This window comes from Brevibacterium luteolum (assembly GCF_013004595.1).
Taxonomy (GTDB): Bacteria; Actinomycetota; Actinomycetes; order Actinomycetales; family Brevibacteriaceae; genus Brevibacterium; species Brevibacterium luteolum.
Map to the genome: position 1 here is coordinate 17239 of NZ_JABEMC010000009.1, position 24328 is coordinate 41566.

27 protein-coding genes are annotated in these 24328 nt (G+C 67.5%); 16 read left to right on the forward strand and 11 right to left on the reverse strand.

Annotation, left to right across the window (positions count from 1 at the left end):
* Nucleotides 1–2 precede the first annotated feature (2 nt).
* Entirely contained in the window at nt 3–1010 is a 1008-nt protein-coding gene (locus HLA91_RS11660) for a baeRF3 domain-containing protein (RefSeq protein ID WP_170274814.1), read from the reverse strand.
* Nucleotides 1011–1296: 286 nt separating this feature from the next.
* Between HLA91_RS11660 and HLA91_RS11665 the strand changes: the two genes are divergently transcribed.
* Entirely contained in the window at nt 1297–1596 is a 300-nt protein-coding gene (locus HLA91_RS11665) for an amphi-Trp domain-containing protein (RefSeq protein WP_170274815.1), read from the forward strand.
* Here HLA91_RS11665 and HLA91_RS11670 read toward each other — a convergent pair.
* From HLA91_RS11670 to HLA91_RS11690, 5 genes are all read right to left on the reverse strand, one after another.
* Nucleotides 1583–1828, reverse strand: a complete 246-nt coding sequence (locus HLA91_RS11670) for a hypothetical protein (protein WP_170274816.1) — start codon at nt 1826–1828, stop codon at nt 1583–1585. The genes HLA91_RS11665 and HLA91_RS11670 overlap by 14 nt on opposite strands.
* Nucleotides 1829–1901: 73 nt before the next feature.
* Nucleotides 1902–2930, reverse strand: coding sequence for a glycine betaine ABC transporter substrate-binding protein (locus HLA91_RS11675; RefSeq protein ID WP_170274817.1), 1029 nt, complete (start codon nt 2928–2930; stop codon nt 1902–1904).
* Nucleotides 2927–3676 (reverse strand): ABC transporter permease, encoded by a 750-nt coding sequence (locus HLA91_RS11680; protein WP_170274818.1) that lies wholly within the window; start codon nt 3674–3676, stop codon nt 2927–2929. The genes HLA91_RS11675 and HLA91_RS11680 overlap by 4 nt, the downstream gene beginning before the upstream one ends.
* The gene (locus HLA91_RS11685; protein ID WP_170274819.1) at nt 3673–5148 is read right to left on the reverse strand and encodes an ABC transporter ATP-binding protein; all 1476 of its coding nucleotides are present in this window, start codon (nt 5146–5148) and stop codon (nt 3673–3675) included. The genes HLA91_RS11680 and HLA91_RS11685 overlap by 4 nt, the downstream gene beginning before the upstream one ends.
* Nucleotides 5141–5782, reverse strand: coding sequence for an ABC transporter permease (locus tag HLA91_RS11690; RefSeq protein ID WP_170274820.1), 642 nt, complete (start codon nt 5780–5782; stop codon nt 5141–5143). Before HLA91_RS11690 ends, HLA91_RS11685 begins: the two co-directional genes overlap by 8 nt.
* Before the next feature lie 474 nt (nt 5783–6256).
* On the opposite strand from HLA91_RS11690, the gene HLA91_RS11695 reads away from it, so the two are divergent.
* Both HLA91_RS11695 and HLA91_RS11700 read left to right on the forward strand, forming a co-directional pair.
* Nucleotides 6257–7351: a DUF222 domain-containing protein gene (locus HLA91_RS11695; protein WP_170274821.1), complete on the forward strand. Its 1095-nt coding sequence runs from the start codon at nt 6257–6259 to the stop codon at nt 7349–7351.
* Nucleotides 7323–7733 (forward strand): HNH endonuclease signature motif containing protein, encoded by a 411-nt coding sequence (locus HLA91_RS11700; RefSeq protein WP_170274822.1) that lies wholly within the window; start codon nt 7323–7325, stop codon nt 7731–7733. The genes HLA91_RS11695 and HLA91_RS11700 overlap by 29 nt, the downstream gene beginning before the upstream one ends.
* Before the next feature lie 450 nt (nt 7734–8183).
* Here the strand turns inward: HLA91_RS11700 and HLA91_RS11705 are convergent, their stop codons facing one another.
* Nucleotides 8184–8708: a hypothetical protein gene (locus HLA91_RS11705; protein WP_204514244.1), complete on the reverse strand. Its 525-nt coding sequence runs from the start codon at nt 8706–8708 to the stop codon at nt 8184–8186.
* Nucleotides 8709–8875: 167 nt separating this feature from the next.
* Between HLA91_RS11705 and HLA91_RS11710 the strand changes: the two genes are divergently transcribed.
* Nucleotides 8876–10021 (forward strand): ATP-binding protein, encoded by a 1146-nt coding sequence (locus HLA91_RS11710; RefSeq protein WP_170274823.1) that lies wholly within the window; start codon nt 8876–8878, stop codon nt 10019–10021.
* Nucleotides 10022–10032: 11 nt separating this feature from the next.
* On the opposite strand, the gene HLA91_RS11715 is transcribed toward HLA91_RS11710, so the two are convergent.
* Nucleotides 10033–10782, reverse strand: coding sequence for a DsbA family protein (locus HLA91_RS11715; RefSeq protein WP_170274824.1), 750 nt, complete (start codon nt 10780–10782; stop codon nt 10033–10035).
* Nucleotides 10783–10920: 138 nt separating this feature from the next.
* Here HLA91_RS11715 and HLA91_RS11720 point away from each other — a divergent pair, with 138 nt between their 5' ends.
* Nucleotides 10921–11616, forward strand: a complete 696-nt coding sequence (locus HLA91_RS11720) for a GntR family transcriptional regulator (RefSeq protein ID WP_170274825.1) — start codon at nt 10921–10923, stop codon at nt 11614–11616.
* 79 nt (nt 11617–11695) lie between these two features.
* Here the strand turns inward: HLA91_RS11720 and dps are convergent, their stop codons facing one another.
* Nucleotides 11696–12199 (reverse strand): DNA starvation/stationary phase protection protein Dps, encoded by a 504-nt coding sequence (gene dps / locus HLA91_RS11725; RefSeq protein WP_257995022.1) that lies wholly within the window; start codon nt 12197–12199, stop codon nt 11696–11698.
* A 385-nt stretch (nt 12200–12584) separates the two neighbouring features.
* On the opposite strand from dps, the gene HLA91_RS11730 reads away from it, so the two are divergent.
* From HLA91_RS11730 to HLA91_RS11740, 3 genes are read left to right on the forward strand one after another with little or no spacing between them, the layout of a single operon-like run.
* On the forward strand, nt 12585–13565 hold the full coding sequence (locus HLA91_RS11730; RefSeq protein WP_170274826.1) for a TAXI family TRAP transporter solute-binding subunit: 981 nt from the start codon (nt 12585–12587) through the stop codon (nt 13563–13565).
* Between the two features lie 47 nt (nt 13566–13612).
* Nucleotides 13613–14086: a DUF1850 domain-containing protein gene (locus HLA91_RS11735; protein ID WP_170274827.1), complete on the forward strand. Its 474-nt coding sequence runs from the start codon at nt 13613–13615 to the stop codon at nt 14084–14086.
* A 20-nt stretch (nt 14087–14106) separates the two neighbouring features.
* Nucleotides 14107–16167, forward strand: coding sequence for a TRAP transporter permease (locus tag HLA91_RS11740; protein ID WP_170274828.1), 2061 nt, complete (start codon nt 14107–14109; stop codon nt 16165–16167).
* A 77-nt stretch (nt 16168–16244) separates the two neighbouring features.
* Here the strand turns inward: HLA91_RS11740 and HLA91_RS11745 are convergent, their stop codons facing one another.
* Nucleotides 16245–16844, reverse strand: a complete 600-nt coding sequence (locus HLA91_RS11745; protein ID WP_170274829.1) for a PepSY domain-containing protein — start codon at nt 16842–16844, stop codon at nt 16245–16247.
* A 206-nt stretch (nt 16845–17050) separates the two neighbouring features.
* On the opposite strand from HLA91_RS11745, the gene HLA91_RS11750 reads away from it, so the two are divergent.
* The 8 genes from HLA91_RS11750 (at nt 17051) to HLA91_RS11785 (ending at nt 23247) form a co-directional block, all read left to right on the forward strand.
* Complete coding sequence (locus HLA91_RS11750; RefSeq protein WP_170274830.1) at nt 17051–17425, forward strand: DUF2568 domain-containing protein; 375 nt, start codon at nt 17051–17053, stop codon at nt 17423–17425.
* Between the two features lie 14 nt (nt 17426–17439).
* Nucleotides 17440–18345, forward strand: a complete 906-nt coding sequence (locus tag HLA91_RS11755) for a phytoene/squalene synthase family protein (protein WP_102160871.1) — start codon at nt 17440–17442, stop codon at nt 18343–18345.
* Nucleotides 18342–19925, forward strand: a complete 1584-nt coding sequence (gene crtI / locus HLA91_RS11760; RefSeq protein WP_170274831.1) for a phytoene desaturase family protein — start codon at nt 18342–18344, stop codon at nt 19923–19925. The genes HLA91_RS11755 and crtI overlap by 4 nt, the downstream gene beginning before the upstream one ends.
* Complete coding sequence (locus HLA91_RS11765; protein WP_170274832.1) at nt 19922–20305, forward strand: lycopene cyclase domain-containing protein; 384 nt, start codon at nt 19922–19924, stop codon at nt 20303–20305. The genes crtI and HLA91_RS11765 overlap by 4 nt, the downstream gene beginning before the upstream one ends.
* Nucleotides 20302–20736, forward strand: coding sequence for a lycopene cyclase domain-containing protein (locus HLA91_RS11770; protein WP_259793957.1), 435 nt, complete (start codon nt 20302–20304; stop codon nt 20734–20736). The genes HLA91_RS11765 and HLA91_RS11770 overlap by 4 nt, the downstream gene beginning before the upstream one ends.
* Nucleotides 20733–21599 carry a prenyltransferase gene (locus tag HLA91_RS11775; protein ID WP_170274833.1) on the forward strand — a complete coding sequence of 289 codons (867 nt, stop codon included), beginning with the start codon at nt 20733–20735 and terminating at the stop codon, nt 21597–21599. Before HLA91_RS11770 ends, HLA91_RS11775 begins: the two co-directional genes overlap by 4 nt.
* A gap of 65 nt (nt 21600–21664) precedes the next feature.
* Nucleotides 21665–22189: a DUF4442 domain-containing protein gene (locus HLA91_RS11780; protein WP_204514243.1), complete on the forward strand. Its 525-nt coding sequence runs from the start codon at nt 21665–21667 to the stop codon at nt 22187–22189.
* A gap of 20 nt (nt 22190–22209) precedes the next feature.
* On the forward strand, nt 22210–23247 hold the full coding sequence (locus HLA91_RS11785) for an asparaginase domain-containing protein (RefSeq protein WP_170274834.1): 1038 nt from the start codon (nt 22210–22212) through the stop codon (nt 23245–23247).
* Nucleotides 23248–23304: 57 nt separating this feature from the next.
* Here the strand turns inward: HLA91_RS11785 and HLA91_RS11790 are convergent, their stop codons facing one another.
* A complete protein-coding gene (locus HLA91_RS11790; RefSeq protein ID WP_165884398.1) occupies nt 23305–24321 on the reverse strand; it encodes an NADP-dependent oxidoreductase in 1017 nt (338 codons plus the stop codon).
* Nucleotides 24322–24328: the final 7 nt, after the last annotated feature.

Here is a 24328-nt window from a genome sequence, read left to right on the forward strand (position 1 = left end):
GGTCAGTACCGCATCAGTGCTGCGACGTTCTCGACCCGGCCGTCGGAGATGATGACGATCGTGCCGGAGTTCTGCAGCGTCGACAGGATCGCGGAATCGACATCCCCGCTGCCCTCTGAGGCAGAGAGCGACGGGTTGATGAACAGCGTGTCGACCCGCCCCTCGGCAGCTGCTTCGCGGATGACATCGGTCTGGGTGACGCCGCGGCCGGTGCCCTGCGCATCAGCGAAGCGGGCGTAGGCTGCGTCGTCGCGTTCAGCGAAGGCCGGCATGACGACCTCCCACGCATCGGCGTGCAGCTGACCGGGCGTACGGTCGTCGGGGTTGCCGGTGACCATCTCGTCAAGCAGCGCCGGGTAGGTGCACACGGGCTTGAACAGCGGCATCGCCTCAGCGACAGCTGCGAGGATCAGCGGCTGGCTGCGGGCTTTGCCGAGCAGCGTTCCGACTCCTTCACCGACAGCCTTGACGAACTTCTCGACGAAGATCCGGTCGACCTCACCGCCGGCGCCGTGGCCGTGGAACATGGCACGGTCCCCACCGACCGAACGGCTCTGCAGCTGCCGTTGCCGCTCATCGGGGTCGACGACGTCGTCCATGCTCTGCGGCACGGTCTCACCGAGGTCGAGTTCGACGATCGAGTCCTTCGTCGCGTCGAACAGGCGCACCTTGTTCCGTGACAGAGCCAGGATGTAGAAGGCATGGGACTGTGCGAGCGCCGGGGCGATCGGGCGGACCGTCATCGAGTCGCCGACGCTGACGTGCTCGCTCAGCGGCACACCGAGGCGGTAAGTCAGCGTCATGCCCGTGGCTGCGTAGAGAGCCAGCCCGTCGGCCTGATGGCGCCAGAACGGGCCGTCGTTGACGAGGTCGTTGAGCGGGCCGAGGATCTCCTTGGCTTCCTTCGCCTCGACGCCGGTCTCAGCGAGCTTGCGGCCTGCCTCATCGAGGAGCGACTTGAGCCGGGTGGAGGATTCGCGGGATTGGTGGTCCGCTCGCGATGTCGGCATCAGGATGGTCACCTTGGGCCCTGAGGCCTCAGCCATCCTCTTGAGATCAGTTGGGTCAACGTAGTCAAATGAACCGAGAGTATGAGTGACGTCCATACACAGAGCTTAGCGACGCAGGTCACACTTGTGAACTGGTGCCAGCAGGCGAGACCTTTTGTTTCTGCTCCGCATGCGTTCATATCCCGCAGATGCGGACTCGGATACGATGGATATCCATTCGGTTGCGCGCCTTTTCGCCGTTGTCACGGCATCTGCGCCGGCGCCCTGTTACTGAAGGGATGTCACTGTGAAGACCGTTCACCTCAAGACCAAAGAGATCCGCAGCCGCGACGAGCTCGCCGACCTGCTCCAGCAGCTTGCCGACCAGATCGCCGAGGGCACGCTCGCGTTCCGTCAGGGTGCTGAGGAGACCCGGCTGGAGATGCCGAGCTCGGTGCGCCTGTCCGTCGAGGTCGTCGACGAGGAGAAGCCGGCGACCGAGCAGAAGCCGAGCAAGGGCACCAAGCGCGAGGTGGAGGTCGAGATCTCCTGGCGGGTCGGCGAGGACGGCCCGATCGCAGCCGACGAGCCGCTCACTCTCGGCTGAGCCCTGTGTCCTTCGCGCGGCCGAGTCCGCGCTGCAGCTGGTGGCGTGCCCGCACCTGGAAGAACCGCACAACCGCATAGACCGAACCGATGATCGGGGCGAACAGCGCGGCCATGACAGTGAGCGGGTAGCGGGCGGTGTCACCGGGTTCGCGCCGGGTGCCAGCCGCGCAGGCGATGCCGATCAGCCAGATGATGAGCACCGTGCCTTCGGTGAGATTCAGACCCAACATCGCCGCTTCCTTCCGTCACGAGCCGCTTCCTTCCGTCACGAGCCGGCGACAAGCCTACCGTCTGGCCGCCGAGTCACCGTTCGGTGACGAAGCCTTCGTCGACCATCCAGCGCAGTGCCACGTCGACGGGGTCGTCACCGTCGACGTCGACCTGCCGGTTGAGCTCCTGCATCTGCTCGGTGGTGAGCTTCTCGGCGATCGGCGCGTAGACCTCTTCGAGCTGCGGGTACTCCTCGAGCGTCTGAGTGAAGAACACGGGGGCTGCGTTGTAGGCGGGGAAGAACTGCCTGTCGTCTTCGAGGACGACGAGGCCCATCGCCTTGATCCGGCCGTCGGTGAGGTAGACATTGCCGAAGTTGCACTGCCCGGCCGCCGTTGCGGAGTAGATCGGGCCGGCATCGTAGATGCCGATGTTGTCCTCCGGTGTGCCGTCGGCCTCCCCGCGCGGAATGTCGTAGGCCTCGAGCATCGGGGTGAGCCCATCAGGCCGGGAGTTGAATTCGGCGGCCACGCAGATCGTGCGGTCCTCCGGCTTGAGATCGGCCAGCTGCGACATCTTCGTCACCGCGCCGAGCTCCCCGGGGGCATCGGGCCGGATCGCCATGCCGTAGGAGTTGTTGAGCTCAGCCGCCGGGCCCCAGGTCAGGCCGTTGGCAAGGTCGGCATCGTGGACCGCTTGCCACTGCTCGTGCGGATCCGGGATGCCCTCCTCCTCATTCAGGTACGTCAGCCAGGCGGTGCCGGTGTACTCCCAGGTCAGGTCGGCCTGCCCGCTCGTCATGAGTTTGCGGGCCGAGACGCTGCCGGGCACGTTCGTGAGGTCCTTGACGCTGAACCCGGCTGCTTCGGCGGCGATGACGGAGATCTTGCCGAGGATGACCGCCTCGGTGAAGTTCTTGCTCGTGACGGTGAAGACCTTTCCGTCGGCGGCACCGGGGATCTCCTCGATCGACCCGGGGTTCACCGGCGGGATGTAGGCGGCCGAGGGCTGCAGTCCGCAGGCACCGAGCGCCAGGGTGCTCAGCAGTGCGATCCCGGCGCCGAGGCGGCCGAGCCTCGTGCGTGTGCGGCTGGCTGGGGTGATGATCGGGTGGGGTGTCATGCCAGTCCCTTCGGCCGTACGGCCAGTTCGACGACGCGTCCGGTCCAGTCGACGACGAGGGCGAGCAGGGCAACGAGGATGGCTCCGGCGATGAGCACCCGGGTGAGGTCGAGCGTCACCCCGGTGGTGATGAGCAGGCCGAGTCCGCCGCCGTTGACGAAGGTCGCCAGAGTGGCGGTGCCGACGAGCAGGACGAGTGCGGTGCGGATGCCGGAGAGCATGACGGGCACCGCAAGCGGCAGTTCAACGCGGAAGAGCACGGCGGCAGCGCTCATGCCCATGCCGCGGCCGGCTTCGATGAGCTGCCGGTCGACCTGGGTGAGGCCGACCATCGTGTTGCGCAGCACCGGCAGCAGCGCGTAGACGACGAGTGCTGCGATCGCGGCCTGCAGGCCGAAGCCGAGCCAGAACCCGAAGAGCACGATGATGCCGACGGCCGGGGCGGCCTGGCCGATGTTCGCTACGGCCATGACCGGTCCTGCGGCCCGGCGCAGGGCTGGGCGGGTGAGCAGGATGCCGAGCGGGATCGCCACGGCGAGCACGATGACGGCGGATATGACGGTGAGCAGCAGGTGCTCCACGGTCAGCGACCAGACCGCGCCGGGTGCCAGAGTGGAGGATTCGACCTCGGTGAGGTCGGTGGTCAGCAGCCACCAGATGAGCACGCCGAAGGCCGCGACGATGATCCCGGCCTGCACGAGCAGGTCGCGGATGTCTCTGCGCTGTCCGACGGTCAGGGTACTCATGGCCGGTCCTCGTCTGCACGGTGCGCGCCGGCCGGACGATCGGCGGGTTCACCGGCAGCCGTGTCGCCTGCCGTTTTGCCTGCCGTTTCGTCGGCAACCGTGCCGCCTGCCGTATCGTCAGCAGCCGTGCCGTCACCGGTGTCGCCTGTGTCTGCGGTCGGGTCTTCGCGTTGCTTAGCGGCGATCGCCTCGTCAGTGTTGCGGCCGGTGCGCCCATCGTCTTCGGGGATCTCGAACTCCTCGGGTTCGTTCTGCCCCAGCGGCGCCTCGGCGGCAGTGTCGTGGGCGCGGCCGTTGAGCCCGGAGATGACGTCCATGATCGTATCGACGGTGACGAGGCCGAGCATCTGGCGGCGCTGGCCGACGACGATCGCCGATGACGTCGTCGTCACGAGCATCGAATCGAGTGCGTCGTTGAGCGAGGCGCGGTTGTAGACCACCGGCAGGTCCTCATTCACCTGCGTCGGCATCGTCTCCAAGCGTTCGAGCTGGCTGGCGATGAGCCAGTCGACGGGCCGGTCCTGGTCGTCGACGACGACCACGTAGTCATCGCCTGCCGCACGCATCGTCTCCACCGCCTCGGCGGCGGGGGCACCGGCACGCACGCGCACCGGTTCGGTCAGCTCAACGTCATCGAGGCGGGACAGGGACAGCTGCTTGAGCCCGGCGCCTGCGCCCATGAAGTCCTCGACGAAGGAGTTCGCCGGCTGGGCGAGGATCCTCTCAGGTGAGTCGTACTGGGCGAGGATGCCGCCTTCGCGGAAGATCGCGATCCAGTCGCCGAGCTTGACGGCCTCGTCGAAGTCGTGGGTGACGCACACGATCGTCTTCTTCAGCTCCGAGTGGATGGCGATGAGCTCATCCTGCAGCCGCTGGCGGGTGATCGGGTCGACCGCGCCGAAGGGCTCATCCATGAGCAGCACCGGCGGGTCTGCTGCCAGCGCCCGGGCGACACCGACGCGCTGCTGCTGGCCGCCGGAGAGCTCGCGCGGGAACCGGTCGCGGTAGGCGGCCGGGTCAAGGGACACGAGTTCGAGCAGCTCGTCGACGCGGGCGCGGATCCGGCTGGCATCCCAGCCGAGCATCTTGGGCACCAGTCCGATGTTCTTGGCCACCGTCATGTGCGGGAACAGCCCGCCGGCCTGGATGACGTAGCCCAGCCGGCGGCGCAGCTTGTCGGCATCGAGGTCGGTGACGTCCTCACCATCGATGAGCACCCGGCCCGACGTCGGTTCGATGAGCCGGTTGATCATCTTGAGCGTCGTCGTCTTCCCGCAGCCGGACGGCCCGCAGAACATCACGATCGAACCGGCCGGGATCTCCAGATTCAGCCCGTCGACAGCCGGCGGCTTGCCCGAGTCGTAGCGTTTGGTGATCCCCTCCAGGGTGATCGACACGCCCTGGGTGCCGGTCTCATGCTCGGTGCCGGCCGCCTCGAAAGCGGTGGATGCAGTGCGGTGGTTCTCAGACACGGATACCCCTCGGGATGGTCAAGCGGCCGACTGCCACAAGCAGCAGGTCGAGGATGAAGGCGAGGATGATGACGCCGACGACGCCAATGACGACGGATTCGAGTGAGTTCGCGCCGCCGAGGCGGTCGAGGCCGGAGAAGATGAACGCGCCGAGGCCAGGGCCGAGTGAGTAGGCGGCGATGGTCGCGATCCCCATCACCATCTGCCCGGAGACGCGGACGCCAGCGAGGATGACCGGCCAGGCCATCGGCAGTTCGACGGTCATCAGGGTGCGCAGGCGGCTCATGCCGATTCCGCGGGCGGATTCGACGACGTCGCCGGGGATGCCGGCGAGCCCGACGAGGGCGTTGCGCAGGATCGGGAGGGCGGCGTAGAAGGTCACGACGATGACGGCGGGAATGACGCCGAAGCCGACCGGGGCGATGAGCAGGCCGACGAGCGCGAACGACGGGATCGTCAGGCCGATCGCCGAGACGCTGTTGGCTGCTGCAGTCAGCGCTGAGGAGCGGTACGACAGCACGGCGATGACAACGGCGATGAGGGTGGCGAGCAGGAGGCTCTGGCCGACGAGGCTGAAGTGCTGCCAGGAGGCGAAGAGGATCTGGTCAGAGCGCTGCGTGAAGTACTCCCACACGTGTGTGGCTCCCCTCGGCTGCCGTCAGTGGATCGTGCCCTTGGTCCGCGAGTCTACACCTGCCGGTGGATAATCTCAGGCCGCCTTGCCGGTTGCGGGGTCTGCTGGGGTGGCTGCCGCTCCCGAGGGGGCGCCGTTGCCCCGATGGGGGCCTCCGCTGCCGAGGCGGCGGCTGAGTCGGGTCTGCCGAGGTGGTGGCTGGCTCGGGTCTGCCAGCCCCTTGCTCAGCACCCGTCGAGTGTATATTTGCTGGTGAGCGAGCGATGTCCGTGCCTCGTGCTGTGATGGAAGCAAGGAAGGAGAGCCCTGAGGGCTCCAGTTGGACAGAGGGGTGATGGGCATGACGCGGACGGCGGTGGCGGGCACGGTCGCTTTTGCACCCATGGTTCGGCGTTGTCCCTGGTCAGTCTGCGTTGTCCGTGCCTCGTGGTGTGATGGAACCATTGCATCGATAAGCGAAGGGAGGCGACGGCGATGACGGCGACAGTTGAGACTTCCGTGCCGACGCCTGCTGGGGCGTACCGGACCCGGTTCTGCGCCTTCGAGCAGTCCCTCAGCGCGCTCGAGCGGGCACAGTTGCAGGGGTATGAGGAGATGTTCGGCGTCGTGCTCGAACGGGTGCGCGCTGACAGCCGTGACAACATCGACACTCAGGTCGATGCGCTGCACTCCCTCGCCGGTGCTGGCTTCGCCGAGACTGCGGCTGAACCGCAGGCAGCCAAAACTGCGGTTGAACCGCAAGCAGCAGGCGGAGTTTCCGATGCAGCGCGCGCAGAGGCGCTCACCTGGCTGCGCGACCGCATCGGCACACCGACGCTGGCCGCTCTCGCCCACGCCCTCGATATCACGTCGAACACCGCGTGGTCACGGGTCACTGGCGCCGCCACGGCATTCATCGGACTGCCGAAACTCACCGCACAGGTGCGCGCGGGCAGATTGAGCTTCGATCGCTTCGTCTCCGCCGCCGGGCAGGCAGCATCCGTCGACCCGGCCCTGCTCGGTCAGCTCGACACGCTGCTGGCCACGATCACCGCGACGAAGAAGAGCGTGTACTACTCGGAGGTCAAGGCCGCCATTGCCGCGCTGGTCACGCGCGCCGAACAGGCTCAGCAGATCCGGGAGCGCCGCCGCGTCGAGGCGTTCTACGATCAGCACGGTCGCGGCACGCTCATCGTGCAGGGACCGTCTCATGAGATCGCGCTCCTTCACGCGCGCCTTGAGGGCATGGCCCGCTGTGTGGTCCGCGGCTACACTGCCGGGTTCGACCTGCCGGACAACCATGTCTTCGCTGACTCCCGCTCCTTTGAGCAGCTGAAGTACGACTTCCTCATCGGCGCGACGATCGGCGGGGATGTCAACACCCTCGACCTCGCACAGGAGGCGCTAGCCAAACGGCAGGAAGCTTCGGGACACATTGGTTCGCCACTGGATCCGCTGGCGGATGATCTCGCCGACCTGCTCAGTGATACGCCCGTCTCATGTCCCGGCCAGCGGCCAGTGGCTGGCACGCCAGGCCAAGATCACCATCACCGTACCGGCCATGGCACTGACCGAGGGCCCAGCCGCTGACGAGCTGCCCGGTTCGGTCGACGGTAGCCCCGTCAGTGCTGATGTGGCCCGTCAGCTGGTCGGCTCGGCAGGGGACACAATCTACCGTCTGCTCACCGACCCGAACACCGGTGAAGTCCTCGACCATGTCGCAACGACGTACACGATCGGTGCACGCATGCGGCACGCACTCGTGGCGCGCTGGCGATACTGCACCGCCCCCGGCTGCGACCGGCCGGCCACAAAAGCAGAACTCGACCACATCGAACCCTTCAACCACAGGCACCCCACCCACGGCGGACCGACAACCATGGAGAACCTGCACCCACTGTGCAAACAGCACCACCAACTCAAAACCCAAGGAGTCTTAGACTCAGACGCGAGCCCCGAACAGGGGTACTGACGTGGACGCTGCCAGGAGGCACAACAGCAACGACCCATCCACCGGGGTCAGTGCTGCACCGCCGGCATGCCGAACTCATCACCAACACCACGCCAGGTGAAGCCCACTCCCAGCCGGACACGCCAGGCTCGCACGACAATGTGAACGACGGGCTCTTCTCCCCTGAAGAGGCACACCCGTGATGAGAACCTCGCCGCCCCCACACCCGCGGCAGCACCTGCACACCGACACAGCCAGTGTCAGCCATGGTCGCAGCTGCACAGAACAGGGGCTGAGCGACTGTGGTCTGGCAATTGCATAGCGAATAAGGCACCCCCCGGTTTCGCAGGCCGGAACGGCCGGACAGGCCCGTTCGACTGCTCCGGCCTCCCAAACCGGGCACCTTGGGCAGGCGGGACCCTGCCGGCAACCATGTGCCGTGGCGCGAAACGAAACTGCCGGAAGTTAATCTCAGCGCGTCTTGCCGGACGCGGCATCAACCGGTGCATTTTCCGCGCCCGAGGCGGCGGCCGCCTGACCGGCGTTCGACAGCGGACAGCTGCGCTCCTTGCGCACGCGGGCGACGAACGCCCAAGCCAGCAGCGCAATCGACCCGAGCGCGAGGACCGGCTGAACGGGTTCGAAGTACTGCATCGCCCCGGCATAGCCCAGTGCTAGCAGCACGAGCTTGTTGCACCCCGGGCAGCCAACGGCGAAGAACGTGATGACCGCTCCGGCCGCACCGAGCCGGCCGCCGCGCTCCTCGGAGTTCTCACCGGTATCGCGTCGGGCGACGTACGTGGCGGCGACGAGGCCGGCGAGCACGGCATTGGCGATGAGAACCGGCCAAGCCCACCAGGTCGGCGGGACATCGCGGGTGAACAGCGGCGTGTCGATGAGGTCAGTTGGGACAGCGACGAGGAGGATGGTGGCAGCAGCGGTGCCGAGAGCGAACAGCCAGCGGCGCGGCTGCCAGGTTGCCAGCTCGGCCAGCATCGACCCTCTCCCTTTCCTGGTGTGTGCCGCGGCTCGGTCCGGGCCGCAGCTGTCGTGTCCGCTGGCGACGATACCGTAAGCTCCATAACCGAACCTGAGTGCATTGCAGCACCAGTTGCACCTGCTGTGCCTCACCGCCGTGGTGTCGTTCCGATCGGAGGGCAGCTGTGACCGTCACCATTCCGCCGCCGAATCCGCGTCGGCACCCCTCGCCGTTCAGCCCGAGTTTCGGGACCACCCCGGCTGCCGTCGTCGGCATCCAAAAGGAGGTCAACCTCTTCGCCCGCGCTCTCGACGGTGCGGTCCGCGGTCGCGCGATGCTCGTGACCGGCCCGCGCGGGGTCGGCAAGACGGTGCTGCTCAACACCTTCGGCGAGGTCGCTGACTCCCGCCAGTGGGTGACAGTGCGAGAACAGGCCTCCCCGGGTGTCGTGCAGCGGCTGACCGAAGCACGACTGCCGCAGCTGCTCGAAGACCTCGATGCCGCCCAGACCTCGACGTCCTCCACTGTCGGGTTCACGCTGCCGGTCATCGGCGGCGGACTGACGGCCCGAGCCGATTCGACGAATCCGCTGACCCCGGATCTGCGTCACCGGCTCATGCAGGCCCTCGACATTCTGTCTGCTCACGGCACCGGTCTGCTGCTGACGCTTGATGAGGTGCACCGGACGAATGTCGCTGAGCTACGGGCCATCACCGATGCAGTGGCACATGCAGTGTCCCAGGGAGCGCCGCTGGCGTTCGTGGCCGCCGGACTGCCGGCGACGATGAACAAGCTCGTCAACGACGACGTCTCGACGTTCCTGCGCCGGGCCGAACGGATCGCACTGAAGAACTTCACCGCCGACGACACCGCCGTCGCCTTGCGCCACCCGATCGAGAACGCCGGCAAGTCGATCGACGCCGATGCTCTCGAAACCGCAGTCGAGGCTTCAGAGAACTACCCGTATCTGGTGCAGCTCATCGGCGATTTCGCGTGGGAGGCCGCCGCCGAGGCACCGGTCATCACCGCAGAGCATGTCGCCTGGGCGGTCGAGCAGGCCAGACCCGCCCTGTTCCGGCAGATCCACGAACCAACACTGGCAGGCCTGTCGGATCGGGACAAGGACTACATCTTCGCGATGAGTGCTGATGACGAGCCCTCGCTGACCCGTGAGGTCGCCAAACGCCTCGGGGTCAGCATCCAGCATGCCGGGGTGTACCGCAGCCGGCTCATCATCGATGGGGTCATCATGGAGTCCGGCCGCGGGAAGGTCGAGTTCGCGATCCCGTACCTGCGCGACTTCCTGCGGTCCGAAAGCGCCCGCCGCTGAGCTGCCGAGCCTTACTGACCGGCTTCAGCCAGTTCCTTCTCGATCGTCTCGCGGAACACCTCGGCTGGCTGGGCACCGGAGATGACGGAGTCGTTGATCGCAAAGGTCGGCACGCTTGTGACGCCGAGGCGCTGAGCCTCTTCGAAGTCTGATTGCACCTGGGCGTGCAGGTCTTCGCTGTCGAGGTCGGCTTCGAACTTCTCCATGTCCGCAACTCCGGCGGTCTTGGCATGCTTGATGAGCACTTCGCGCGGCAGGTCCGGGTGGCCGCTGTCCGGCGCCTCACCGAACACGGCATGCTGGTACTCCCAGAACACGCCCTGCTCAGCTGCTGCCCGGGCAGCGACAGCGGCGTCGACGGACTGGTCGCCGAAGACCGGTGCATCGCGCCACTCGACGCGCATCCGGCCGTCCGCAACATACTCATCGACAAGGTCGCCGAGCGTGTCGCGGTGGAACTTGCCGCAGAACGGGCAGCGGTAGTCGGCGAACTCGATGAGCACGACCGGGGCATCGACCTCGCCCATAGCGGTCGGGTCGCCGTCGATGCGGCGGGAGAGGTCGAACTCCTGCTGCTGGGCACCGGTGGCTGCGCCCTGGCTGCCGGACTCGTCCTCTGCCTGCGTGCCGGAGTTCGTACCCAAGCCCGAACCAGCGATGATGCTGATGACGAGGATGATGACGAGCAGGCCGGCCGCGATCGTCCACGGCCAGTTCCGGGCCAGGAATCCCTGGGATCGTGTGGCTCGGGGCCGGTTCATGCGTGCTCTCTCCTATGCTGATATCGAGTCGGATGTTTCCGCTGTCCGCCTGCCACCATACGCGGCTCCGGTGAGTGGTAGCCAGAAGAGACGCAGGAACACAGAACAGGCGCGGGAACACTGTGGGAAGGGGACGCAATGGCAGCCAACGCTCCGCGGTGGAAGCAGATCCACGACGACCTGCGCGCCCGCATCGCCGCCGGCGAGTTCCACGCCGGGTTCCCCGGTGAGCTGCAGCTCGCCGCCGAATACCAGGTATCCCGCGGCACCATGCGTCAGGCGCTGCGCCCGCTGCGCGAAAGCGGTGTGCTCACAGCCAACCGCGGCAAGCGCCCCCACCTGCTCACCACCAGCCCGTCTGCCTACGGGGCGATCTACTCGCTGTTCGAGGTCATCTCCCGCTCCGGTCTCGAACCGCTTTCGGACATCCTCGCCCAGGAGATCATCACCGATGCGCAGGCCGCTGACCGGCTCGCCCTGCCAGCCGATGCGCGGCTGTTCCATCTGGCGCGCATCCGCCGGGCCGGTGACACGCCGGTCGCCGTCGACCATGTGTGGCTGCCGGCGGCCCTCGGGGAGCCGCTCATGAGCGCCGACTTCACCCGCGAGGCGGTCTACCATGTGCTCGCCGAGACCGCGAACGTGCGCATCGACGGCGGTTTCGAGGATGTCGCCGCTGTGCTCGCCGGGCCCGATGAGGCCCATCTGCTCGGATGCGCGACCGGTGAGGCGCTGCTGCGCTTCGAACGCCTCGGCACCTCCGGCGGGCAGCCGGTCGAGTTCCGCACCGGGGTGCTGCTCGGCACCGAGCTGAGCATCACCCACCGATTCTGAACCGGTACTCCAGCCCCTGCGAATGACTGCGGGCCCCGCTTCTGCAAGAAGCAGGGCCCGCGAGAGATTCAGCTGCCGATCACTGATCGATCTTGCCGCTGCCGTCTTCGAGGTGGGCGCGCAGGAACCACTGGAACTGCTCGAGCTCGAAGGACTGCCCGGTGAGCATGTCCTCGGTGACCGGGTCGATCTCGCCGGTCTCCTCGATGGCGTCGCGGTGGGACTTCACAACACCGTCGTAGACGCGGTTGAGCGCCTTGATGTGCTCGATCGTGCCGGCACGGTCGACGTCGTAGTCCTCCCACGGCCGCTGGTAGGTCAGGCGGCCGGGCACACCGACCGGGCTGGAGCCGAGTGCGGCGATCCGCTCAGCGATGGCATCGGCGAAGCCGCGCACGGTCTCGACCTGCGGGTCGAGCATCTCGTGGACGCCGATGAAGTTGGGGCCGACCACATTCCAGTGGGCGTGCTTGAGGGTCAGGTGCAGGTCGTTCATCGAGTTGAGCCGGTCCTGCAGGATCTCGCAGACCTTCTTGGCATCTTCGTTCGTCAGTCCGGGAACGGTGTACGGGCGCTTCGTCACTGCTTTACCTCCACGATCGAGAACATTCGCTAACCATGGGAACAACATCCTCCCACCTGCGATTATTCCCCACCCCGCAGACAAGGCTCCCTGCCACGGCCGGTGAGCGGCGCCTCGAGAGCGGGAGAACCCCGTCGCCGAGGCGGGGGTCACCGGCTGCGGGAACGCCCACCTCGGGCACGGGCGATCGGCATGCTGGTGCGGCTTGCGCGGCCTGGGCGACAACGATTCCATAACAGCGGCCCGGTGGGCGTCCGGGAGCCGATATTGCAATTGAATCTGTGAGTTTCACGACAGTATCGTTAGTAATCCGCACCACAGGGGGTGCGGCATCTGCGCACACCACGCGCAGCTGCGCCACCCACCACGAGGGGATCCACTTTCTATGCGCACACGTACTCTTCCCACAGTCCTGGCCGGCGCCGCAGCTGCCGCGCTCGTGCTCTCCGGCTGCGCCGGCGGCGGAGGCGACTCAGGTGAGGGCGGCGGCGACGCCGGCACCGAGTTCATCACCGTGGCCACCGGCGGCAACTCCGGCGTCTACTACCAGGTCGGAGCCGGCATGTCCCAGCTGCTCAGCGACGAGCTCGGCTCGGACTCGACCGTCCAGGCCACCGGCGCCTCGGTCGAGAACGTCACCCTGCTCAACGACGGCGACGCCGAGATCGCCTTCGCGATGGCCGATGCCACCGACCAGGCGCTCAAGGGCGAGGGGCCGTTCGAGGACAAGGTCGAGAGCCTGCCGGCGATCGCGAACCTGTACGAGCAGTACCTGCAGGTCATCACGCTCGAGGACAAGGGAATCGACTCGATCGAGGATCTCAAGGGCAAGCGCGTGTCCGTCGGCGACGTCAACTCCGGCGTCGAGCTCAACGCCCGCACTGTCGTCGACGCCTACGGCATGAGCTACGACGACTTCACCGCCGACTACCTGCCCTATGCCGAGGCCATCGACCAGATGAAGAACGGCCAGGTCGACGCCGCGTTCGTCACCTCCGGCCTGCCGAACTCTGCGGTCACCGACCTGGCGACCACCCACGACGTCAAGGTCGTGCCGTTCGAAGGCGACGGGCTGAACAAGCTGCTCGAATACGAGTTCTTCGGCGAGGGCACCGTGCCCAAGGACACCTACGACAGCAAGGAGGATGCCGCGACTGTGACCATCCCGAACCTGCTGCTGGCCAGCCCGGAGCTGAGCGAAGACGCCGTCTACGACATCACGAAGACGATCTTCGACAACCTCGACCAGGTCCACGCGACGCACAACGCCGCCAAGGACATCACGCTCGAGAACGCTCCCAACGTCGTCGTCACCGAGCTGCACCCCGGTGCCAAGCGCTACTTCGACGAAGCCGGCACGTCCTGAGCCTGAGCCCGTCGCGTGCCCGCCCGCCGCAGCCTGCTGACGGGCCGGTGCGGCACACGCGACGGGCGGCGCTCGGCCGGTTCGCCGGCTGGGCGGCGACGCTCGCGGCCGTGGCGATGACCGCCTCGGCCGCGGCGCAGGCCACCGTCCTCATCCGCCACCAGCGCCGGCCGCACGAGGTCTACCGACACGTGACGGTCAGCCGCCAGGCGACAATCGCCCTGGCGTGGATCCACTCCGTCGATCACACACCCTGGATCGAGTACTACACGCTCAGCCGCGGCGGGTTCCTCCTCGACTGCACCGACATCGCCCTCACCGGCGCCGGGGCACCCTCGGAGGCCCCGCACGTCGTGAAGGTCGGGGACATGCTCCGCTACTGCGGAATTGCCCGGCACTTCGATGCCGTGCGCTGGATCCACTCCCACGACGTCGAGCACACCCTCAGCATCGACGGCCACCGCCTCCTGGCACCGGCCGACATCCCCCACCGCAGCCCGGTGGAGATGGTCCTGGCCTGACAAGGAAGAAAGCACACACGATGAGCACACCGCACACTCCGCCGACCGGAAACGCCCGCGACGCAGCCGCAGACGACCCGCGCCCGGGCACTGGATCGACCGCCGCCGGGCAGGCTGACGCCGACACCGGCGTGCTGCACGCCGACACCTCCGACGCCGACCTGGAGACCCTGGAGAAGTACGACCGCGAATCGCGCACCCGCGATGTCTTCAGCACATGGCTGGCCTGGCCGGTCGGAGTCGTCGCCGTGTCGCTGTCGGTCTACCACATCTGGACCGCGCTCTTCGGCGGGCCGCCGACGCTCGTGCACCGCGCGATCCACGTCTCAGCGATCCTCGTCCTCGCCTTCGCGCTCTACCGGCCCTACGCCAAGGAGAAGCGGGCGACGACACCCTGGTTCGACTACATCCTCATCGCCGCCTCCGCCTCGGTGGCGATCTATCTGGCCACCCAGTACGCCGAGCTCGTCACCCGCGGCTCGCGGTTCACGATGACCGATGTCATCATCGGCGGCATCCTCGTCTTCGCCACCCTGGAGGCCGCCCGCCGCGTGACCGGCTGGTTCCTGCCGGCGCTGGCAGTGCTGTTCATCATCTACGACATCTACGGCCGGTCGATGCCCGGGCTCATGCGCCACCGCGGCTACGACCTCGACCGGATCCTCAACTACATGCTCACCTCGACCGAGGGGATCTTCTCCACCGCGATCGGGGTGTCATCGACCTACATCATCCTCTTCATCCTCTTCGGCGCCTTCCTCCAGCGCTCAGGGATGGGCCAATTCTTCAACGACATCGCCCTCGCCATCGCCGGGCAGACCCGCGGCGGGCCGGCGAAGGTCGCGGTCATCGCCTCAGGCTTTCTCGGCTCGATCAACGGCTCGGCAATCGCCAACGTCGTCACCACCGGCGCATTCACGATCCCGCTGATGAAGAAGATCGGCTACCATCGCAACTTCGCCGGCGCTGTCGAATCCGCTGCGTCGGTCGGCGGGCAGATCCTGCCGCCGATCATGGGTGCAGCAGCCTTCATCATGGCCGAAACGCTCGGCATCCCGTACCGGGAGATCGCCCTGGTCGCGATCGTGCCGGCACTGCTGTACTACCTCGGCATCATCATGCAGGTGCACCTGCGCGCCACCCGCCGCGGACTCGAAGGCATCTCGCGGAAGAACCTGCCAGCCGTCATGGACGTCATGCGCGAGCGCGGCCACCTGCTCATCCCGCTGGCCTACCTGCTGTACATGCTGTTCTTCTCCGGCCGGACGATCCTGTTCTCAGCGGTCACGACGATCTTCGTCACCGTGCTCGTGGCGATGCTGCGCAAGACCACCCGGATGAGTTTCAAGGACATCATCCTGGCCCTGCGCGACGGCGCCATCACCGCAGTCTCGGTCGCTGTGGCCTGTGCGGCGGTCGGCATCATCGTCGGTGTCGCCAGCCAGACCGGATTCGGCGTCAAGCTCGCCAACGCGATCGTGACGATCGGCGGCGGCTACCTGCTGCCGACGCTCATCATGACCGCGGTCGCCTGCATCATCCTCGGCATGGGCCTGCCGTCGATCCCGGCCTACATCGTCACCGCGACGATGGCCGCCCCGGCACTCGCCCAGCTCGGTGTCGAACCGCTGGCCGCCCACCTGTTCGTGTTCTACTTCGGACTGTTCGCCAACATCACCCCGCCGGTTGCGCTCGCCGCGTTCGCGGCAGCCGGACTGTCAGGCGGCACACCGATGCAGACCGGATTCACGGCGATGAGACTCGCGCTGGCCGGCTACATCGTGCCGTTCGTATTCGTGTACAACCCGGTGCTCATCATGCAGGACGCCGATGTCATGACCGCCATCCGCGTCATCGCCACCGCCTCGATCGGCGTCATCCTGCTCGCTGTGGCCGCCGAGGGCTTCCTCATGGTGACCGTGCCGTGGGTGCTGCGGATCTCGCTCATCATCGGCTCGGTCCTGTTCCTCACCCCGAACCTCGTCCTCGACCTCATCGGCACTGCGGTGCTCGTCGTCAGCCTGCTGGCGATCATCGCACTGGCGAAGAAGGCCGACAGGCTCTCCTTGAGGAATATCTGACGCCCTTGCCGTGAACGCCGATCGCCGCCGCACCTGCAAGAGATGCGGCGGCGATCCGCTGTTAGCGGGCCTGTGCCTCAGTCGTCTGAGCGGTGGGCCTTGCCGGACTCGGCATCGACGACGACCTCGAAGGTCTCGCCGTCCTGCTCCGGTGAGATGTCAATCGTGTAGGCGGCTTTGCCGTCGCTGCTGGTGCCCAGGTGGATCTTCGTCATCCGGCCCGGCAGCACATCGAGGGCCGAGGACTTCGCCTCATCGAGGCCGACGTAGTCATCGAGGGAGAGCACCTCGCCCTTGCCCTCGTGCTTCTCCTTATCAGTGGAGATGACGTCCCCGGTCTTGGCGTCGTAGGCAGCGGTGTACGTCTGCTCATCGGAGGCCATCTCGATGTCGTAGCGGATCTCCCCGCCCTCGGCGAGTGCGATCTGGATCGCCCGGAAGTCCCCGTCGAAGTCCTCCTGCGCCTTCTTCTGCGCGTCCTCCCAGCTCAGCGCCGGCTTGAAGTTCGCCAGGTCGTCCTCCTCACCGGAGTTCGGCGGGCCCTCGGTGCCGCGCGGGTCAGCCGGGGTCTGTGTGGCGGGGCCCTGCTTGGGCTCGGAGTCGTTCTGCGAGCAGTCGGAGAGCGCCAGCGCGGCAGCGCATAGAGCTGCCGTCGCGGTCAGGGTCCGACGGGTCATGAAGCGTCCTTTCGGGTTGCCGGTCAGACGGGCACGCCGTTCAGTCTACTCACGGCCGCGATCCGGGCTACTGAGGACCGCGATCCCGGCACTGAGCTTCCACCCAGCTCTGTCCTGCGCAAACGCGGCCCGCCTGCCGGGCCGCCGATGCCCGAGGCGGTATCGTGGAACCACACGCCCCGCCCTGCCGAGAGAGGAACCCAGCGATGTCGACACTGGTGAAGATCGCCGAGGCGACGCTGTTCTTCCTCGAGACGCTGGCCTGGCTGGCGATCGCCTACGTTGCCTTCATGCTCGTCGGCGGCGGCGCGCTCGCCTGGCTGGCCGGCATCGGCGCGCTCGTTCTCGTCATCATCGTCTGGGCGCTGTTCGCCTCCCCGAAGGGCTTCCTCGCCTCCCGCACCTCGGTCATCGCCGTGCGTGCGATCGTCTACCTCGCCGCCGTCGTCGGGCTCATCATCGTCGGCCCGGCCTGGGTCGGCATCGTGCTCGGCGTCCTGCTGCTCGCCTGCGAGGGCCTGCTCATCTGGCAGAACAAGCACGAGGCGCTCGCCGCCACCCGCCGGACCGGTCGGCACTGAGGGGTGGTGCGCTGATGTTCCGCAGAACACGGCCGGCCGCTGCCAAAGCGCAGCTCCCACCTGCACCGGTGGAGTACACCCGCACCTGCCGGGCTGCCGCCGCCGAGGTGCTGGCCCGGTATTCGACATCGTTCTCCCTGGCCGTGCGCACCCTGCCGCGGGTCGTCCGCATCCACATCACCGCGATCTACGCGATGGCCCGGGTCGCCGATGAGATCGTCGATGGCAGCATGCACCGGCTGCCGGCCGCCCAGCGCTCGGCCGAACTCGACGCCTTCGAACACCGCATCGCTACTGCGGTGGCGACCGGCGCCTCGGCCGACATCATCGCCCACGCCTACGCCGCGACCGCCCGCGAGGTCGGCATCGGGCCGGCCGAATGGGAGCCGTTCTTCGCCTCGATGCGCGCCGACATCTCCCCAGCTGTCCACACCGAGGAGTCGATCGCTGACTACATCCACGGCTCCGCGGAGGTCATCGGGCTCATGTGCCTCAAGGCCTTCTTCCTCGGTGCCGTGCCCGAGGCCGATCACGAGCGCCTGCGACGCGGAGCGATGGCGCTCGGGGCAGGCTTCCAGAAGGTCAACTTCCTGCGTGATCTCGCCGAGGACACTGCCCTGGGCCGCAGCTACCTGCCCGGCATCAGCACCGACGGACTCACAGATGCCGACCGGGACCGGATCGTCACCGACATCGACGCCGATCTCGCCGCAGCCGATGAAGTCATCGAGCTGCTGCCGGCCCGTGTGCGCCCGGCCGTGCGGATCGCCCACGCCCTGTTCGCCGAACTCAACCGGACGCTGGCCACCACGCCTGCCGTGCAGATCCGCACGCAGCGGATGCGGGTGAGCAACCCGCGCAAGCTCGCCATAACCGCCTGTGCGCTGCGCCGCCCATCGACCGGCGGTGAGAGCCGGTGACGCGCACCATCGTCATCGGCGGCGGCATCGCCGGCCTCGCCTCCGCCGCGCTGCTCGCACAGGGGGGCCATGCGGTCACGCTGCTGGAGAAGAACGCGACCCTCGGCGGACGCGCCGGCATCCATCGGGAGGCCGGGTTCACCTTTGACACTGGCCCGAGCTGGTATCTCATGCCCGAGGTGTTCGACCACCTCTTCGACCTCACCGGCGCCCCGAACCCGCTCGAGCTCATCGACCTCGATCCTGCCTACCGGATCTTCCCCGAACCAGTTGGCGAGTCAGCATCCACTCGGCTTGACGTGCCGGCCGGACGTGAGAAGGTCCTCGACCTCTTCGAGCGCTTAGAGCCCGGCAGCCGGGATCGGGTCGACGCCTATCTCGACTCCGCCTCCCGGACCTACCGGCTGGCACTCGGCCACTTCCTCTACACCACCTTCTCCACCCCGGCCGGGTTCGCCCACCCGGAGGTGCTCACCGGGCTCGGCGAGCTGACCGAACTGCTGAGCACCTCGATGCAGGAGAAGATCGACCGCACCGTCAGCGATCCCGTCGCCCGGCAGATCCTCGGCTATCCGGCCGTGTTCCTCGGCACCCGCCCGGAGACCGCCCCGGCGATGTACCACCTCATGAGCCACCTCGACCTCGTCGACGGGGTCCGCTATCCGGCCGGCGGCATGCACACGCTCATCACCGCGATCGCCGAACGCGCCCGCGACCTCGGGGTCGACATCCGCACCGAAGCCGAGGTCGTCTCACTGACCCGCCATGAGCCCGTCCGGTGGCGGGGTCGTCTCGGCCTGCCGGGAAGGCGAGCGCAGCTGAGCGAGGTGCTCGCCCGCACCCGGGACGGGCTCGAAGCCTTCGATGCCGATGCCGTCGTCGCCGCCTGCGACCTCCACCACTTGGAGACCCGGCTGCTGCCCCGCAGACTCCAGACCCGCCCGGCAGCCAGCTGGAAGCGTGCCGACCCGGGGATGGGCGCGCTCGTCCTGCTGCTCGGCGTCGAGGGCCGGCTCGACAGGCTGGCGCATCACAATCTGCTCTTCACCTCTGACTGGGGCAAGAACTTCGACGCGATCTACCGCGACCGGCAGATCCCCGATCCGGCCTCGATCTACGTCTGCGCACCCTCGCGCACCGATCCCACGGTCGCACCGGACGGCTGTGAGAACCTCTTCGTCCTCGTCCCCTGGCCGGCCGACGCTTCCCTCCGCGCAGACGATCCCAACGTGCAGGCGTGCGCCGAGGCGACCATCCACCAGATCGCCCGCTGGACCGGCCACCCGGACCTGGCCGAGCGGCTGCAAGTGCGCCGCGTCATCGCCCCAGCTGACTACACTCGTGACTTCCACGCCTGGTCCGGCACCGCTTTGGGGCCTGCGAACACGCTCATGCAGTCGATCTTCCTGCGCGGCCGGGTGCGCTCTGCCAAGGTCGCCAATCTCTTCTATGCAGGAGCCTTCACCGCACCCGGCGTCGGTCTGCCGATGTGCGTCATCAGTGCCGAGAACGTCCTCAAGGCCTTCCGCGGCGACCGCACCTCCGGTCCCCTGCCCGTTCCCGAGGCGGTGGACAGGTGAGCTTCGTTTACCTCGGCTGCCTGCTGTTCTCCATCGCGGGCATGGCGCTGCTCGACTGGCGCCACCAGCTGTTCTGGTTCGCCGACTGTAAGCGCGCGGCAATCGTCCACGGTGTCGGTCTGGCGACGTTCCTCCTCTGGGATGCCGCCGGGATCGTCTTCGGGGTGTTCTACCGCGGTGACAGCCCGTACATGACCGGCATCGAGCTCGCCCCGGAGCTGCCGGTCGAAGAGGTCTTCTTCCTCTTCTTCCTGTGCTGGGTCACGATGGTCGTCTTCACCCGTTCGATGCGCATCCTCACCCACCTGCGCAGCACCGATGAGCCCGGCCCCGAGCCGACGGGAACAGGCACACCAGGAACAGGCGGTGGCCGGCCGTGACCTATACGCTCATCAACCTCGTCTTCCTCATCCCCGCGCTTGGGCTGCTGTTCGCCGCCCTGCTGCGGCTGCGCAGCTCCGATCCCTCCTCAGCCCGGCTCGGCAGCCCGACCGATCCGGCCCACCGGCCCGCCACCTCGGCGCCGGCCGACCCGTCGATGACCGCCTCCCGGTCCCGGATCCACCAGCGGGCCCTGGCCATCACCGCAGCGCTGCTCATCGGGCTGACGATGATCTTCGACAACCTCATGATCGCCGCCGGCCTGTTCACCTACGACAACCATCTGGGCATCAGCATCGGGCTCATGCCGATCGAGGATCTCGCCTACACGATCGTCGCCGTCGCAGCGCTGCCGAGCCTGTGGCTGCTGCTCGGCAACCGCCGGAAACCACGCCGGCCCGAGGATGCCGACGGGCGGGCCGGGTCGTGAGCACACTCGGACTCCTGACCCGCACCTCGCGCCCGGTCTCCTGGGTCAACACCTCCTTCCCATTCGGGGCGGCCTATCTGCTCACCGGCGGCGGCGTCGACGCACCGTTCGTGCTCGGCTGCCTGTTCTTCCTCATCCCGTACAACCTGGCGATGTACGGCATCAACGACGTCTTCGACTACGAATCCGACATCCGCAATCCGCGCAAGGGCGGCATCGAAGGCCACGTCACCGCCCCCAAGCACCACCGCACGATCCTCATCAGTGCGGCCGTGTCCTGCCTGCCGTTCCTCGCAGCACTCGTGGTCCTCGGCGACTGGCGGGCGAACCTCGTGCTGGCGATCAGCATGTTCGCCGTGGCCGCCTACAGCGTGCGCGGACTGCGGTTCAAGGAGATCCCGTTCCTCGACGCGGTGACCTCCTCAACCCACTTCTCCTCCCCGGCCTGGTACGGCCTGGCGCTCACCGGGGCGCCCCTCGACCGCAATGTGGCCGTCATCTTCGCGGCGTTCTTCATCTGGGGTGTGGCCAGCCAGGCCTTCGGTGCTGTGCAGGACATCGGACCCGACCGAGCCGGCGGGCTCGCCTCGATCGCCACCGTCATCGGGGCCCGGTCGACCGTGTGGCTGGCGACCGCGGCCTACATTGTCGCAGGCGTGCTGCTGCTCTACGCCGACTCGTTCCTTGTGCGCATCGCGGCGGTGCTCGCGCTGCCGTATGCGATCAACACCGGCCGGTTCGCTGGGCTGACCGACGAGAGCGCCGAGCGTGCCCGCGCCGGCTGGCGGGTGTTCCTGTGGCTGAACTACGTCGTCGGCTTCTGCGTCACGATGCTCATGATCGCCTCCGTCATGGGGTTCTGAGCCGGAGATCGGGCGTTCGCTGAGACGGCTGAAACGCCTGGCCAGACGTCCGTATACTGAAGCCCATGGTTCTTGTGCATCGCGCCCAGCAGGCGTTCCTGACAGCCCGTGCCCGCACCAAGCGCGTCGTCACCGACGTCAAGAACAATCCCGCCGCCCTCAAGGCGGCGATGAACGCCTGGCCGGTGTTCCTCGCCTCCGGTGTGCGGGTCCGCCACATCGCCCCCGACTGGACGTCCGCCCACATCGAGCTCAAGCAGGGCCGGATGAACATGAACTACGTCGGCACCCACTTCGGCGGCACGCTGTTCTCCATGAGCGACCCGTTCTGGATGATCCTCATGATGCACCGCCTCGGCAAGGACTACATCGTGTGGGATAAGGCCGGTGAGATCGACTTCAAGCGCCCCGGCCGCGGCACCGTCACCACCGAGATCCGCCTCGACGACGCCGCCGTCGAGGCGATGCGCGCCGAATCCGACGCCGAGGGCAAGTCGCTCATGTGGTTCGAAAACGACATCGTCGACGCCTCCGGCACCGTCGTTGCCACGGTCCGCAAGCAGCTCTACGCCCGCCCGAAGAACCGCTGACCCCCTCCCCCAGGAGCTCCATGTCCCGCCTGCACGTCATCGCCCTCGGCGGCACCATCGCCGCCACGAACTCCGGCACCGATTCCGCTTCAGGCGTCACCCCCTCGGTGAGCGCCAGTGAGATCGCCGCAGCCGCTGGCCTCGACACGCTGCCCGGCGGGGCCCCGGAGGTGACCTTCGACCAGGTCGCGCAGGTCGGCTCGGGCAGCATCACCCTCGGCATGCTCGACGCGGTCGTCGCCTCCGCCCGCCAGGCGCGCACTGACGGTGCCCGCGGTGTGGTCCTCACCCAGGGCACCGACACGCTGGCCGATTCCGCGTTCGTCCTCGCCCTCATCAACGACTCCGGCCTGCCGATCATCGCCACCGGCGCGATGCGCAACCCAACCCTGCCCGGTGCTGACGGCCCCGCCAACGTCCGCGCGGCAGCCCTGACCGCCCTCGACCCGAGCCTGGCCGGCCTGCCGAGCCTGCTCGTCTTCGCCGACGAGATCCACAGCCCGCTGACCGTCACGAAGGCGCACACCACCTCGGTCGCGGCCTTCGCCTCACCGGCGGCCGGGCCGCTGGGCTGGGTGAGCGAGGACCGCGTCATCCTCCAGCACATGCCCGCCACCCTGCCCGGCACCCTCACCGTGCCCGAGGCGGGCGGCACCGAGTCTGTCGAGGAGACTTCCGAACCGATCCCACCGCGGGTCGCGCTCGTGAGCGTCGGCTTCGACGACGACCTCGCCTACCTCGCAGGCCTACCCGCGGCAGGATATGCTGGCGCGGTCATCGCCGGCGTCGGCGGCGGGCATGTCTCGACCCGGGCGATCGACGCTGTTGCAGCACTCGCTGAGAAGATGCCGGTGGTGCTCGCCAGCCGCACCGGAGCCGGGGCGGTGCTCGAGCGCACCTACGGCTATCCGGGGGCGGAGATCGACCTGCTCTCCCGCGGCCTCATCCCCGCCAAGATGCTGGACGCCGACCGGGCTCGACTGCTGCTCATCCTCGCGCTGCGCGCCGGTGTGCCGGCAGAGAAACTGCCCGAGGTCTTCGCCGCATTCCGCGGCTGACCCCGGGCAGTCCCGTGAAGCTCAGTCAGCTGAGCTGGTTCCGTCAGCTGTGATGACTCAGTCGGCGACCTTGATGATGGTCTTGCCGAAGTTCTTGCCGTTGAGCATCCCGATGAAGGTCTCCGGGGCGTTCTCCAGACCCTCGGTGACGTCTTCGCGGTAGCTGATCCTGCCTTCAGAGACCCACTGACCCATCTCTTCCAGGAAGTCGCGGTACATGTCACGCACGAACTCCATCTGGATGAAGCCGCGCAGCGTCAGGCTCTTGGTGAGCACATTGGCCATGAGCGCAGCCGAGCGATCCGGCCCCTCGGGGGCTTCGGTGCGGTTGTAGTTGGCGACGAGGCCGCACACCGGCACACGGGCGTAGGTGTTCAGCCGCGGCAGCACGGCATCCCACACATGCCCGCCGACGTTTTCGAAGTACACGTCGATGCCCTCGGGGACTGCTTCCTTCAGCCGGCCGCGCAGATCCGGCTCCTTATGATCGAGTGCCACGTCGAAGCCGAGCTCCTTGAGGTATTCGACCTTCTGCGGCCCGCCGGCGATGCCGACGGTGCGGCAGCCCTTGATCTTGGCGATCTGCCCGACCGCCGAGCCGACCGGTCCGGTGGCTGCGGCGACGGCGACGGTCTCGCCCTCCTGGGGCTTGCCGATGGCCAGCAGGCCGGAGTATGCGGTGAAGCCGGTCATGCCGAGGATGCCGAGGTAGGCACTGGCCGGGGCGACGGACTCGTCGATGGCGAAGGCCTCCTTGCCGGTTGTGAGGCTGTACTCCTGCCAGCCGCCGTAGTTCTGCACGAGGTCGCCGACCTTGAGTTTCGGGTCATTGGATTCGACGACCTCGCCGACGGTGCCGCCGATGATGACGTCGCCGATTTCCAGCGGGGCGGCGTAGGACTTGGCATCGGACATCCGCCCGCGCATGTACGGGTCGAGTGAGAGGTAGCGGGTGCGCACGAGCGCCTGCCCCTCACCGGGGGTCGGGACTTCGCCCTCGTCGAACTGGAAGTCGTCTGCGACGGGCTCGCCGTGCGGACGGCGGGCTAGGCGGATGCTGCGATTGACGGTCATGGGTTCT